Source organism: Gluconobacter thailandicus F149-1 = NBRC 100600, assembly GCF_000964465.1.
Classification (GTDB): Bacteria; Pseudomonadota; Alphaproteobacteria; order Acetobacterales; family Acetobacteraceae; genus Gluconobacter; species Gluconobacter thailandicus.
Genome location: NZ_BANH01000025.1, coordinates 35,025 through 48,060 on the forward strand (window position 1 = coordinate 35,025; position 13,036 = coordinate 48,060).

Below are 13,036 nucleotides of genomic sequence, written 5' to 3' on the forward strand. Positions count from 1 at the left end.
GTCCGTCAGTCTTCCTGTCCGTCTTTCTCTTTCTGAAGGATCTTGAGCTGCTTGTCTGCATCCGGGGCATGTGGATCAAGCAGCATCATCTGCTTGTAGGCGCGTAGGGCAGCGTCCGGCTCATGCCGGTCCCGCTCAGCCTCGGCCAGCATTCCCCACGCTGTTGCGTCCCCTGGATCAGCCTGAATCACAACGCCCAGATCAGAGATCGCCCCGTTATTGTCACCAGCGGCTGAACGGATGGCGGCGCGGTAACGGCGCAGGATGGGTTGATCGGGCTGAATGGTGATGGCGGAGGTCAGATCGTCTTCGGCTGCCTGGAAATCATGCTTGCCGAGAGCCTCCTGCGAATCGGTCAGGAGCATCCGCACGGCCCCGGTCAGGCTGCGGTTCCGCAATGTCTCCGCCTGATCGGCGAGCTTGCGCGCATCCTTGTCGTTTCCAGCCAGAGCGAGAGCCTTTTCCGCTTCGACAAGCCGTTCCTGAACGGTCTTGCGGTGCGGACGTGTCTTGCTGGAATCGGTTTTTCCAGGATCGTTTTTGACGGAGGAAGGGGGTGCCGGAGTGGCAGGCACAGGAGCAGCAGAAGCAGAAAAAACCGAAGTACAAAGCAGAACGGCGCCAGCCATCAGCCAGCGCCGTCCGTTTGTCATCCGGCGGATCAAGGCAATTAGCCCTGACGTGCCTTCATACGCGGGTTCTTCTTGTTGATGATGTAAACGCGTCCACGACGGCGGACAACGCGGCAGTCCTTATCGCGGACCTTTGCGGACTTCAGGCTGTTGCGGATCTTCATGATGTTTCCAGGCTCTCGACTGTGTGGCCCATGATGGACCGGGTAGCGGGCCGGAACGCCCGCAAAAGGATGGCCTCGCTTAACGACCGTCCTTCAAGGAGTCAAGGTCAACAGCGTCCCGGAGCGCGGAAAAGCTGCCGGAACGCGTTCTGCAACGGTGTGTGACTGCTCTGCCGGAAGGCTTGTCCGGAGATTATTTTCCCTTAATCATGATCTCATGATCAAGCGTCGCTTTGTGGCCACCCTGCTCCTGGCCGTCCCGCTCTCCTTTCCCGTCCTGGCTTATGCTGCGGACGGAGGGGCTAAAACCAACGATGACGATCCGTCGATCAACGCTCTGGGGACCGGGGTTAACCAGATTCTCAAGGTTCTGCAGGTTCATCCGGATTCTGCCAGTGATTCCTGTATCAACGCGCTCAAGGAGATGCATGCAGCGCAGGATCAGCTGAGCAAGGAAGAAGGGCACGAAAACAATCAGGACGTCGAGGTCGCACGTGACGTCACGGCGTCCAGTATGGAAGATGTCACCACCATTTGTGGAACAGATGCGCGGACCCTGTGTCGGGAGTCTGCTGGACAGAATCCGGCTCTCGCAGCGGCATGCCATGCGCTGCCTCATGAAGACGACTGAGAGAGTCGGGCCTCACAACATGCGGATAAATTCCGTCAAATTATGTCACAGTCCTTCGGGGACTAACCATCGTATGGTTGGAGGAGTAGGGTTTTCAGTCTAAGTTGACGACAGGAACTGTAGACTGCTCTGGAATGACCCGTTTGCCTGGCAGGGATAGCCTTTCTTGACCGCCGCGTTTCAGTCGGTCTTCCGTCCGGGATGGATCCAGTTCAGTTTAAGAACATGGGTTGCGCTTGTCCTGGCGCTGGCCACGGCATTCTGGGCCCAGGTCGATACACCTGCAGGTGCTGGCGTAACCGTCATGATTCTTGCCCAACCCCTGAGAGGGCAGGCGCTGTCCAAGGCGCTGTACCGTTTTCTTGGGACCCTGCTGGGTGTGGGCGTTTCCATTCTCCTGATTTCCATGTTCAGTCAGGATCGTGGCCTTTTCCTGGGGGGTGTTGCCCTCTGGATGGCCGGATGTGCCTTTGTGGGGACGCTGGAACGGGATTTTCGGGCCTATGGTGCTCTTCTGGCGGGCTACATGGTGGCGCTTGTTGCCGTCGCCAGCGTCGATGCTCCCCAGAACATCTATCATGTCAGTGTCGCCCGTGCCTCGACCGTTGCCATTGGCGTGGCGTCCATCGCGGTCGTGAATCTTCTGTCCGGTTCTCCGCAGGCCTGGCGTAATCTGGCCAAGGGGCTCCAGAATCTGGGCCATAGAATCCGTGGCCTGAGTCATTCTGCCATCATGGGGGACCCACCTTCCTCGGCTCAGGGCACAACGGCCCTGGCGTCTGAAATTCTTTCCCTGATGACGCAGATTTCCTATGCGCGGACGGAGCTGGATCGAAGCCGACTACGCATGGCAGGAGCCAAGCTCAGCATTATTGGCATGCTGACGGTTCTGACCTGTAGCCGTGCTATTTCTGTCTTGCTGAAAGAAGGGGGTGTAACGGATATTCTGGTCCGTTATGTGCGCCAGTGGCACGAGCGCGTTGAAGACGGCACAAACCGTCAGGAAACCATGGGCACCATCCTGTCCAATATCCGGAAGGAAGATCCGGAGTATTTCCCGACCCCGCGCGATGCCTGGTTTCTGGAACGTGCCGCGACGCTGTTAAGTAACCGGCTTCATATTCGCACAGGCATCAGTACCCTGATGAAGGCGACCCCTGCCGGGGAAGCCCTCAAGCTTGCAACGCTCTCGAACAATCCGGATTATATTACAGCCTTCATCAACAGCATGCGTGTGCTGCTGGGCTTCAGCTTCGTGGCAGCATTCTGTGTGGGAACGGGGCAGCCGGCTTCGGCGACAGCGCTGTCCCAGTGTGCCCTGGTTCTCGTGCTGGCGTCGTCTTCACTGGATACGGCCGTGTTTGGTAAAGGTGCGATGATCGGGACGCCGCTGGGAATTCTCGCCGCTGGTTTCCTCTCCTTCTGGGTACTCCCCTACGTTTATACGCTTCAGGGGCTGGCCTTTGTCCTGCTCCCCCAGACCGTGATCGCCTGCCTTCTTCTGATGAACCCGAAAACTACGGCCGTCGGCTTCCATTACGGGGCGTTCTTTCTGGTCTTTGTCGGGTTGGGCAATCATCACAGTTACGATCCGGCCGCGTTCCTTGAACGGAACACATTCTATTTCCTGTCAGCGGTGCTGTCGTTCGTTCTGCTGGTTTTGCTGTGGCCACCGACGGCCCGGCGGCATCGCTTCCGTATTGCGGTTGCGATTTCGTCTGATCTGGAATCGCAGTTGGGTGGCCACGGGGAGGCTATGGGGCCAGCCCTCCTGAGCCGGAAGTACGACCGCCTGAGTCAACTCCTGCTCTGGACGAAGCGTCTTCCCAAAGGGGGGACGTCGTCCGAGCATGTTTTCGAACGTCTGGTGGCGCTGGAGGATCTGTCCAGCACGATTGCGCGTGTACGGCTGTATCTTGATCAGGCGGCGCGTATGCCGTCCCTCAGGCATCTTGTTCGCCCGGCCCGGAAGGCTCTTGCGCAGGACAGTCTGGCCCTTCTGGAAAGCGAACTGGCCGACATGACACAGGAATTTCTTGATCGGCTTCGTCTTGGCGCGCCCAGTGAGGAAATTCTGATCCTCAACTGCGTGGGAGGGCTGGAAGCCGTACGCGTCATGCTCCTGCGGAACCGGACGGCTGTCCATCATTATGGAATAGGACGCAAACGATGGTGATGAGACAGGTCGTAGACCTCGGCGGTCTGCTCGTATCCGCATTCGTCGTCAATCTGGCGCTGTCGCTTCTGACGCTGGCCATTCTTCGCTGGCTTATGGGCTGGTTCGATCTCTGGCGTTTTGTCTGGGACCCGCCACTGGCCCAGTTCGGTATTCTTATCTGCCTTCTCGGGCTTTATACCCTGATTCTCTGATACAAGGCCGCTCCACGTGCTTTCCAGTGTCCATCGTCTGATCCGCCTGACCATTACCATTTCCATCCTTGTGGTGGCTGCTGTCGTGGTGGTCATTTTGTGGGACTACTACACGGCCTCTCCCTGGACCCGGAACGGACAGGTGCGTGTTCAGGTCGCTAATATTGCGCCGCGCGTTTCCGGGCAGATTCTGCATGTGAATGTCCATGACAACCAGCCTGTCCATCGGGGGGATGTTCTGTACGAGATTGATCCGTTCGATTTTCAGGTGGCCGTGGATGCTGCCAAGGCGAAGGTGGCCGAACGCAAGGCCGATATGGAGTTCAAGGAGATTCAGGCCGAGTGGCGTCAGGCAATCCCCGGTGTGGCGGTTTCAAAGGAAGAAAAAAAGCAGTATGTCGCCCTCGCCCAGCAGGCGGCGGCACAATATGCATCCGCCCAGGCAGATCTGCGTCAGGCGGAGATCAATCTTGACCGTACGAAGGTCCGCAGTTCTCTGGACGGAATCGTTACAAACCTGATCATGCGTCCCGGCGATTTTGCGACAGCGGGCGTTGTGAACATGCATATCATCGACACAAGCTCATACTGGATTGATGGGTATTTCGAGGAAACCAAGGTCCATGATCTGGACGAAGGTGATCTCGTCCGTATGGATCTGATGGGGTATCACGACCCGCTTTTCGGCCATATCGAGAGTATTACGCGCGGTATTGCCAGCAACAATGCTCTTGTGAACGAGCAGGGACTGCCGACGGTCGATCCGGTTTATACATGGGTCCGTCTGGCGCAGCGTATTCCCGTGCGCGTGAAAATCGACAAACTTCCGGATGATCTGACACTTGCGGCGGGTATGACGGCGACCGTGACTGTCGTGTCTGCTTCCGGCAACCGTCGTCATCGCTCGACACAGGATGCATTCCAGCACTTCGGCGACGATATCCGCCATCTTTTTGGTCATAAGTGAGGGATTGTCTCGCGATTTTCACAATCCCTTTTTCCTGTCAGCCGTTAGCATGCCGGGTAGAGAAAATCTGGTATTTGAAAACAGGGCTTCTGTCAGTCTGTCCTGATTTCCGCAAACTGAGAAGGAAGAACTGTGCGCGCATCCCTTTCCTGCCGGACACTGGGCTTCGTCCTGGGTGGCCTGTGTTTTGTCGCGGCGTCATCAACGGCTGAGGCCGCGACTACAGATAAAGCTCGCAAAGCTGGAACACTTGTCAGCTCGGCGCCTCTGGCGGATGCACTGAGTCTGCCTGATGCGGGCAAATCTCTGCGCATCACCTATCTTTCGACTGATGGCGTGACGGGGAAAGGACTTGTGCCCGTGACGGCAGAGGTGATTGTGCCTGCTGGCGAGGCTCCCGCCGGTGGCTGGCCGATTGTCGCCTGGGCACACGGGACCGTTGGTAACGATGACAGTTGTGCGCCGTCCCTGAACCCGTACAGCGCCCGGAATACTCATTATCTGTCTGAGTGGATGAAGCGTGGCTTTGCGATTGTCGCGACAGACTATCAAGGACTGGGAACGCCGGGCGTTCACCCTTATCTGAATACCCGCGCTGAAGCCTACAGCGTTTTGGATTCCGTTCGGGCAGCGCTGAAATCGGTTCCGGGCCTTCAGAACAAGATCATGATTGTCGGTCAGTCGCAGGGTGGTGGGGCTGCTTTTGCATCGGCAGCGTTTGCACCTGCCTATGCGCCGGATCTCAATATCCGTGGAACTGTCGCAACGGGTATTCCTTACCTGACGTCAGAAATCCTGTCGGGCATGCTTGCGGAAGCGGGCAAGGCGAAAGGTTACAGCCCGCTTGTGGCCTATACGCTGCTGATTGGCTCGTCCTATTCTGGCCTGAACCCGCATTTCCGTCCGGAAGAGGCGTTTACGGCCAAAGCCATGCCAGCCTTCAAGGCGGCAGAAACGTCATGTCTGACCGGTCTGTCTGATCTGGCAGAGAAAGACGGCCTGACGCTGGCGAACGCTCTTCAGCCGACCTATGCCAAGGCCATGTCCCCGGCCATGAAGGGCATGATGTATCCGACCCTGAAACTGGCACAGCCTCTTTTTGTCGGCACCGGAACCGTCGATGAAGACGTACCAACGCAGTTGCAGGTCGGTTTGGTCAAGGCGGCCTGTGCGGCTGGAACCGTGGTGCAGGCGCATCTGTACAAGGGGCTGGATCATTCGCAGACGGTGAACGCGTCCCTGCCGGATTCAGCGGCCTTTACCAGGGCGGTCATGGCGGGTGAGCCTGTGACGCCGCAGTGCACACCAATCCCACAATAATGTCGTCAGCCCCGTATGCTTGTCAGCCGGGGCTTTTTCATGCGTCCGACATGAAGCGGACAATCGCTTCTGCGGCACGCTGTGAAGCGCCAAGCAGAGGCTGCCCGAACGTTTCCTGAAACAGCTTTTCCTGAGCGGACCTGTAGCGCGCATGGCGTTCCTGCGCCTGTGCCACAGCCGTCATGATGTCTGCCGGCTCATCCACGACATCGCCTAGCGTCCAGTGCAGGAAATAGGGATCATCCCGCCAGGGTATCCGTCGTGGGTTTAGAAAGATGCACGGACGGGGAATCGCCAGAAACTCGTAAACCTGACTGCTGACATCCCCGATATAGAGAGCGGCCTGGGACGTGTAGGTCATGTCGAGCATGGCGTCCGAGCCTGTATCAACCAGAACATCCGCGCTCTGTTGCCGTTTGAGCTGACGCTCCCGGATGCCGAAGCCTTTGTGGAACATCTTGATATGCGGAGCCACAACCAGATTGTATTCGCTTTGCTCTTTGAAGCCCTTGATGAGAGGGGTCATGCAGGCCGGTGCGGAGGTTAGGGCGCGCTGATAGTGGGGGTTGTAGAGTGCAAAAGGTCGACCATTTGGGAATGAGATGGCGTTCTCTTTGCGAACAGCTTCGAACACGTCGAACTTTGGGTATCCCACGATACGAGACACGCCCGTCTGGAACAGGCCCTTGTCCCGGAAATACGTCTCCACCTTCGGGCCCGGAACCAGCGTCAGATCAAACTCCCTTACGAGATGTTCGTCATTGACGTATCGGTCTCCTGCGCCGTGCATCAGAAGAACAAGTTTCGGACCATTCAGCCCCATTTCCTTCAGAACACCCGCCGTATATTCCGTTGCGACCACTACGTCATACCGGTTCAGTTCAGCCACGTTTTCACGCAGAACCAGCAGTCGTTCCTGATCAAGCCGCCGGGCCTTCTTCAACGCTTTTGCTTTCCATGATTTGGGAAAGGGCCTGAGCGGCAGAGCTGGAACACCGAGGGCCCGACGGATACGGGTCAGATGAGTGACAGTCTCTGGGAAACTGTAGTATTCCGTGACCTCACATCCAGGGGTTGTCGCCAGAGCGCTTGCGACAGACGCGGTGTGGTAGCACTGATAGGGTTCGGCAATGTAAATGAAGGCGATGTTCATGATCGTCTGTTGCGTCCTGACGTCACCGCGATCTGCGGCTTATCCCGGGATGACGTTTGCGGAAAGCGGAAGCCAGGCCGGGTGCGAATGCCAGTGAAGCGCTTCACTGACACGGTATAGGGCCTCGTTCATAATCTTCGCCCCCTGACTGTCAAGGAATCGGGCTAGAGGTGAAGATATGGCTTCCAGCATGGACACCCGGAGGGCTTTGTGGTCAGAAAGCCCGCATGTCCGCTGAACACTCCGTTTTCAGATCCATTTTCCGAAATGTCAGTGTTCTCACCATCGGCCGTATCGTCAATGCGCTGTGCAGCTTCGTCTACATCGCGGTTACGGTACGGGCGCTGGGTCTGTCTGACTTCGGACTGCTGATCCTCATTCATTCCCTGGCCTCTACGGGGTCTGTGCTGTCGCGCATGCAGTCCTGGCAGACGCTGATCCGGTTCGGCAGCGATGCGTTCACGAAGAACGATACGGATCTGCTGCGGAAGGTGGTTCATTTCTGTATCCGGCTGGATACGTTGTCGGCGGTCTTTGCCATTCTGTTCGGGCTGATTGCCGTGCAGGTCTATGGCGTGACGGCGCAGTGGTCCCGGCATGTGCGGTTTCTGGCGGATCTGTACGTGATTGTGAGTCCGCTCATGTATTCGGGCTGGGCAAACGGCATCCTGCGTATGGCAGGGAAATTCCATCTGGTCCCCATCATCGACACCTGTGCCGCTGTTGTGAAAACGCTTGGTGTTCTGCTGGGATATGTCCTGCATCTGAAGCTGGGATATTTCCTTGCGATGTGGGCGCTCGCCATCATCATCGATTACGGGTTCTACTTCTATTACGCGATGGACATCCTGCGGCAGAAGTTCCGGTTCCGCTATTTTCAGGCCTATCGAAGCTGGCGCTGGCAGATCCCTGGAATGTGGCAGTTTACCCGTGCGGCCAGTGTGAACCAGACGCTCGGCAATATTTCCGGCCATGTGGCAACGCTTCTGGTGGGGAATGGTCTTGGTCCGGCGGAGGCTGCTGTTTTCCGTGTGTGCCGTCAGATCGCAGAAGGAATAGTTACACCTGCTCAACTCATCTCGCCGGTGCTTTACCCGGAACTGGTCAAGATGAGAGACCAGCAGGACTGGAAGGGTCTCAAGCGCGTCACATGGAAGATGTTTGGCGTGCTGACGGCGCTGTCCCTGCTGCTTCTGCTGCTGTCTGCAGTGTTTGGTTCAAAGATTTTCAGGCTGATGCTGCATGTTCATGTGCATCACACGTCCCTCTATATTTCCATCATGCTGATGGCAGCGGTCTTCAGTTTGCTGGTCATTCCGCTGGAGCCGCTGCTGATCGTCGTGGGGCATGTGAAGTTTTTGATGACCAGTCGCACGGCCATCATGGCCATCTATTTCCCGGCCCTTTACGTGCTGACCATGCAGTTCGGGCTAGCGGGAGCCTGCCTGACGACAGCGGCCTGCAACGCGGCCATCCTGCTATCACGGTTTGCGGGCGTCTTGATATTTGGGGGGCGGATCGGGAAACCGAAAACGGAGTGAGGTCTGGCCCATGTTTGGTGTGGGCCAGACCTTCATCTGTTAGCGCAGAGGTGCGCGGTCCATGGCCCAGATGGCAAAGGCCTGCACCAGCGCAACTTCTTCCAGCCTCTTGAAGCGGCCGGATGATCCGCCATGGCCTGCGTCCATATTAATGCGGCACAGGAATGGCCCACCGGATGCAACTTCACGTAGTTTGGCAATCCATTTCGCAGGTTCCCAATACGTGACACGCGGGTCGGAAAGGCCACCCATGGCGAGAATGGGTGGGTAAGGGCGTGCCTGAATGTTGTCGTAAGGCGAATAGCTGGCGATGAGATCGTAAGCATCTTCGTCTGCCAGCGGATTTCCCCATTCCGGCCATTCCGGGGGCGTGAGGGGGAGGGACGTGTCAGACATGGTGTTGAGCATGTCCACGAACGGGACCTGCGCAGCGATTCCGGCAAAAAGATCCGGCGCCATATTGGCGACAGCACCCATCAGCAGCCCGCCTGCCGAGCCACCATGAGCGACAATGCGGCCTGCGGAGCCATAGCCTTCCTTTACGAGATAGTTCGCTGATGCGATGAAATCCGTGAAGGTATTGGGCTTGGTTTTGCCGCGTCCCTGAAGGAACCAGTTCCAGCCTTTTTCGGAGCCACCGCGGATATGCGCGATAGCGTAGACCCAGCCACGATCAACAAGGCTGAAGACCGTTGTGGAGAAGCTGGCGTCCATGGCGATGCCGTAAGAGCCGTAGCCATAAAGCAGTAAGGGCGCGGACCCATCCAGAGCCTGTCCCTTGCGCATCAGGACCGTCAGGGGAACCTGCTCCCCGTCTGGGGCGGTCGCGAACAGGCGACGTGTCTCGTATTTTTCCGGATCATGCCCGGAGGGGACGTCACGAACCTTCTGGAGCGTGCGCTCTCCGGTTGCCAGATCGTAGTCATACCAGTGTGCCGGGGTGGTCGGGGACTGATAGACGTAGCGCAGAACGGAGCCTTCATATTCCAGAACGCCCTGAAGCGTCAGGTCGTAAGCCGGTTCGTCCATGCCAATAGTGACAGCCTGACTGCGGACATCCCCGCTGACACCGGCCTTCACCACGCGGATATGAACGTTGCCGTCCTTCCGCTCTGACCACGCCAGATAGTTGCGGGACGCCGTCGCACCCAGAATGTAATGGCCTTCCAGATAGGGCACGAACGGTGCCCAGTTCTCCCGTCCCGTAGCAGTATCTGGCGTCTGCATGAGCTGGAAATCGACAGCGCCACCGGCATTGGTGAGGATGATGAAGCGGTCGTTCCAGTGCGTGAAGGAGTAGCGTTCTCCACGGATCAGCGGGGCTGCCACGACGGGCGAGGCGGTCGGATCAGAGGCCGGAATCAGCAGCGTTTCGTTCGTGTCGTGGTCACCGCGTTCAATGACAATCCACTTGCGGGATGCGCTGGTGCCGATGCTCAGGAAAAAGCCGGGGTCGGTTTCGTCAAAAACCAGAACATCCTCACCACCCGTCAGTGGGCGGCGATAGATGCGGGATGGGCGGCCATTGTCGTCGCGGAAAATCCAGAACAGCCATGCGCTATCTGGCGAAATGGCGAAGCTGCCGGTCGTGCTTTCGACTGGTTCAGCGCAAAGTTCACCGCTCTCCAGGTCCTTGACCTGAATGCGATAGACTTCTGATCCCTGCACGTCTTCTGAATACACGAAATAGCGATGATTGGCGGAGTGTGCCGTTCCGCCGAGGGCGTAGTAATCGAACTGTTTGGCGCGGGCATCCACATCCAGAAGAACCTGCTCAGCCCCGCCTTCACGTGGGCGGCGTGCCCGAAGGGGGTGCTGGGCGCCGTCTTCAAAGCGGCTGTAATATGCCCAAGGCCCATCCGGAACAGGTACGGATTCTTCAGCCGGCGGGATACGGCCGATCATTTCCTGCAGAAGCTCTTTGCGAAGCGGCTCCATGCTGGCCAGAACACCCTCGGCATAAGCGTTTTCTGCCTTGAGGTGCTCCGTAATGTCCGGGCGCAGGACGGACGGATCACGCAGAACCTGCTGCCAGTTCTCGTCCTTCATCCAGGCGTAGGAGTCGGTGCGGGTCCGGCCAAGCTGCGTGGTCGAAACGGGTTCCTGCTTTGGAACCGGCGGAACGGGGAGGGAATGCTGGGTCTCTGACATATCCGAAACCTTGGCGCAGAAACGCAGGCGACTCAATCCACGTGGACAGGCGCGGCCAACTGATGCGGATTCCGGAGTGTAAGATCAGTAAAAATAATTGAAAAAGAAACTGGAGGGCTGTTCAGATGTTTCTCATGCAACGGCGGGTGACCTCTCAGGACAAAGCATGTCTCTGAAATGTCCGCTCACAATAGCCGTAATGTAATCGTATCAAACATGGAAAGATTCCATCCATGAATACCAATAAGTATTTCGCCGCTTTCGCTGCTCTTGGCCTTGCTTTCTCTGGCGCTGCTGTCGCCCAGACTGCGCCGCAGCCAGGTCAGCCGATCGTTCCTCCGGGAACACAGGCCGTTATCACGCCAAATCATGTGCAGGCCGTTGGTGGCCTCAATGGCATTGCAACAGCCGCAACGCCCGGCACGCTGGGTGACAATGGCATGCCGTCCATCGACAATGCACAGGCTGGCAATGTGGCAGGCCTGACGTCCTACTGCATCCACAAGAAGCTGTCGTTGGGCACCGGGCCGCGTTCTGCGTCCCGTAATCTGGCCAAGCGCGCCGACGTGCAGAACGACCAGTATTACTCGCTGGGTGGCCGTGGTCTTCTCCAGACCAGCAGCAACACGCCCTTCGATATTTCCACGCTGCCGAAGGACAAGCAGGTTCTGGTCTGCCGTGATCTCTTCAAGAAGGCCCAGAGCCTCGGTAACTGAAACTTCTGAGGTTTCGTCCTGAAAAGGCCCCGGGGGGTTATCCTCCGGGGCTTTTTTTGTGTCTGGCGTTAGCCGTTCCGGGCCTGCGCGGCGAAGGCGTTCAGCTTGATCAGTGTGTCGTCAAACTGCCCGTTGGCTTCGGCAAATCGCAGGAAGCGGACACGTTCCACAAGGATTTCCGGTGGTGTTGGCTGCTGGGAGAGGAGCGCCATGACTTCATCGGAAAATTCATCGAGAGGCTGATAGCCCGGACGTGTTTCCTGACCTGGCGTTAGTCCCGTCTGGACCGCAGGCGGGGCCAGTTCAATGACTTCGACTTTCCCTTTCAGGATTTCGCGAAGAGCGATCGTATAGGAATGGATCGCGGCCTTCGTGGCGTTGTAGGTTGGCGTGGTGGTCAACGGGACGAAGGCTAACCCGGATGTCACGTTGATGATGACAGCATCCTGCTGCTTCACCAGATGATCGGTCAGGGCGTTGATGAGGCGGATCGGGCCGAGCAGGTTCGTCGTGATCGTGGCTTCGGCGTCCGTCAGATCATGGGTCTTGGTGAGATCTTCAAACCGCATGATCCCGGCGTTGTTGATGATGACATTCACATCTGGATAGGCTTTCAGGAGACGATCCGAAAAATCGGCAATGCCTTCAGCACTCTCAATATCCAGCGTCAGGGCGTGCATATTGGGTCGCCCTGCAATGGCGCTCTCCAGGGCATCCTTCCGCCGTCCAGCGACAATGACTGTATTGCCCGCGTCATGCAGTCGATGTGCAAGGGCCTGCCCTATGCCCGAGCCGCCGCCGGTCATCAGGATCGTGTTTCCAGTCAGTTTCATCGGAGTTGCTCCATCTTGAATTGGAACACTCTATCTAGCGGGCTATCGTCGATCCGGAAGAAGGCACCCCAAAGATTTATACGCACCAGAAAGAGAGTGACCCCCATGACGGATAACCCTTATGAGGCGTCTCCCGAACGCCGCGCCCAGCGTTTGGCAGAGACCGCCCCTCCGGAGTGTGACGCGCGTGTTGAGCAACTGGTGACGGAACTGATCGGGCGTGTGGCTGACAAGTGGACGATGATCATTCTGGAAGTGCTTGAGGAGCACAGGGAACTGCGCTTCACGGAACTGGCGAGGAAGGTTGAGGGGATCAGCCAGAAAATGCTGACGCAAACGCTCCGTCATATGGAGCGTGACGGCATGGTCATCAGAACCATTCACCCCGTCATCCCGCCACGCGTGGACTATCGTCTCACGCCGCTGGGTCTGAGCCTGGGCGCAGCATTCTGTGGGGTATGGATCTGGGCAGAGAAAAATCTGACGGAAGTGGAAGCGGCCCGGACCGCCTTCGATGCCAGATAAGGCCCATGCCTGACAGGATATGTCAGGCATGGA

Annotated in this window: 13 protein-coding genes; 8 read left to right on the plus strand and 5 right to left on the minus strand. The window is 57.6% G+C overall.

Going from position 1 to position 13,036, the window contains the following annotated elements; all coding sequences use genetic code 11:
* Positions 1-5: 5 nt before the first annotated feature.
* On the minus strand, positions 6-653 hold the full coding sequence (locus B7444_RS09030) for a tetratricopeptide repeat protein (protein WP_231502812.1): 648 nt from the start codon (positions 651-653) through the stop codon (positions 6-8).
* Between the two features lie 17 nt (positions 654-670).
* Positions 671-796, minus strand: coding sequence for a type B 50S ribosomal protein L36 (gene ykgO, locus B7444_RS09035; RefSeq protein WP_007281615.1), 126 nt, complete (start codon positions 794-796; stop codon positions 671-673).
* Between the two features lie 217 nt (positions 797-1,013).
* Between ykgO and B7444_RS09040 the strand changes: the two genes are divergently transcribed.
* The 5 genes from B7444_RS09040 (at position 1,014) to B7444_RS09060 (ending at position 6,084) form a co-directional block, all read left to right on the plus strand.
* Complete coding sequence (locus B7444_RS09040; protein WP_007281614.1) at positions 1,014-1,427, plus strand: hypothetical protein; 414 nt, start codon at positions 1,014-1,016, stop codon at positions 1,425-1,427.
* A 166-nt stretch (positions 1,428-1,593) separates the two neighbouring features.
* Entirely contained in the window at positions 1,594-3,603 is a 2,010-nt protein-coding gene (locus B7444_RS09045) for an FUSC family protein (protein ID WP_007281613.1), read from the plus strand.
* On the plus strand, positions 3,597-3,797 hold the full coding sequence (locus B7444_RS09050; protein ID WP_016737852.1) for a DUF1656 domain-containing protein: 201 nt from the start codon (positions 3,597-3,599) through the stop codon (positions 3,795-3,797). The genes B7444_RS09045 and B7444_RS09050 overlap by 7 nt, the downstream gene beginning before the upstream one ends.
* Before the next feature lie 16 nt (positions 3,798-3,813).
* A complete protein-coding gene (locus tag B7444_RS09055) occupies positions 3,814-4,764 on the plus strand; it encodes an efflux RND transporter periplasmic adaptor subunit (RefSeq protein WP_007281611.1) in 951 nt (316 codons plus the stop codon).
* A 132-nt stretch (positions 4,765-4,896) separates the two neighbouring features.
* Positions 4,897-6,084: an alpha/beta hydrolase gene (locus tag B7444_RS09060; protein WP_007281609.1), complete on the plus strand. Its 1,188-nt coding sequence runs from the start codon at positions 4,897-4,899 to the stop codon at positions 6,082-6,084.
* 37 nt (positions 6,085-6,121) lie between these two features.
* On the opposite strand, the gene B7444_RS09065 is transcribed toward B7444_RS09060, so the two are convergent.
* Positions 6,122-7,237, minus strand: a complete 1,116-nt coding sequence (locus B7444_RS09065; RefSeq protein WP_007281608.1) for a CDP-glycerol glycerophosphotransferase family protein — start codon at positions 7,235-7,237, stop codon at positions 6,122-6,124.
* Between the two features lie 227 nt (positions 7,238-7,464).
* Here B7444_RS09065 and B7444_RS09070 point away from each other — a divergent pair, with 227 nt between their 5' ends.
* Complete coding sequence (locus B7444_RS09070) at positions 7,465-8,778, plus strand: lipopolysaccharide biosynthesis protein (protein WP_007281606.1); 1,314 nt, start codon at positions 7,465-7,467, stop codon at positions 8,776-8,778.
* Positions 8,779-8,817: 39 nt separating this feature from the next.
* Here the strand turns inward: B7444_RS09070 and B7444_RS09075 are convergent, their stop codons facing one another.
* Positions 8,818-10,929 carry a S9 family peptidase gene (locus B7444_RS09075; protein ID WP_197026266.1) on the minus strand — a complete coding sequence of 704 codons (2,112 nt, stop codon included), beginning with the start codon at positions 10,927-10,929 and terminating at the stop codon, positions 8,818-8,820.
* A 233-nt stretch (positions 10,930-11,162) separates the two neighbouring features.
* Between B7444_RS09075 and B7444_RS09080 the strand changes: the two genes are divergently transcribed.
* Complete coding sequence (locus B7444_RS09080; RefSeq protein ID WP_007281604.1) at positions 11,163-11,645, plus strand: hypothetical protein; 483 nt, start codon at positions 11,163-11,165, stop codon at positions 11,643-11,645.
* A 68-nt stretch (positions 11,646-11,713) separates the two neighbouring features.
* Here the strand turns inward: B7444_RS09080 and B7444_RS09085 are convergent, their stop codons facing one another.
* Positions 11,714-12,478 carry an SDR family oxidoreductase gene (locus B7444_RS09085; protein ID WP_007281603.1) on the minus strand — a complete coding sequence of 255 codons (765 nt, stop codon included), beginning with the start codon at positions 12,476-12,478 and terminating at the stop codon, positions 11,714-11,716.
* Between the two features lie 105 nt (positions 12,479-12,583).
* Between B7444_RS09085 and B7444_RS09090 the strand changes: the two genes are divergently transcribed.
* Positions 12,584-13,003, plus strand: coding sequence for a winged helix-turn-helix transcriptional regulator (locus B7444_RS09090; protein WP_007281602.1), 420 nt, complete (start codon positions 12,584-12,586; stop codon positions 13,001-13,003).
* Positions 13,004-13,036: the final 33 nt, after the last annotated feature.

Coding starts and splice junctions, on each gene's coding strand:
- B7444_RS09065 (WP_007281608.1), bottom strand. CDS start 7,237: ATGAACATCGCCTTCATTTACATTGCCGAACCCTATCAGTGCTACCAC.
- B7444_RS09040 (WP_007281614.1), top strand. CDS start 1,014: ATGATCAAGCGTCGCTTTGTGGCCACCCTGCTCCTGGCCGTCCCGCTC.
- B7444_RS09090 (WP_007281602.1), top strand. CDS start 12,584: ATGACGGATAACCCTTATGAGGCGTCTCCCGAACGCCGCGCCCAGCGT.
- ykgO (WP_007281615.1), bottom strand. CDS start 796: ATGAAGATCCGCAACAGCCTGAAGTCCGCAAAGGTCCGCGATAAGGAC.
- B7444_RS09070 (WP_007281606.1), top strand. CDS start 7,465: ATGTCCGCTGAACACTCCGTTTTCAGATCCATTTTCCGAAATGTCAGT.
- B7444_RS09075 (WP_197026266.1), bottom strand. CDS start 10,929: ATGTCAGAGACCCAGCATTCCCTCCCCGTTCCGCCGGTTCCAAAGCAG.
- B7444_RS09050 (WP_016737852.1), top strand. CDS start 3,597: ATGGTGATGAGACAGGTCGTAGACCTCGGCGGTCTGCTCGTATCCGCA.
- B7444_RS09080 (WP_007281604.1), top strand. CDS start 11,163: ATGAATACCAATAAGTATTTCGCCGCTTTCGCTGCTCTTGGCCTTGCT.
- B7444_RS09030 (WP_231502812.1), bottom strand. CDS start 653: ATGACAAACGGACGGCGCTGGCTGATGGCTGGCGCCGTTCTGCTTTGT.
- B7444_RS09085 (WP_007281603.1), bottom strand. CDS start 12,478: ATGAAACTGACTGGAAACACGATCCTGATGACCGGCGGCGGCTCGGGC.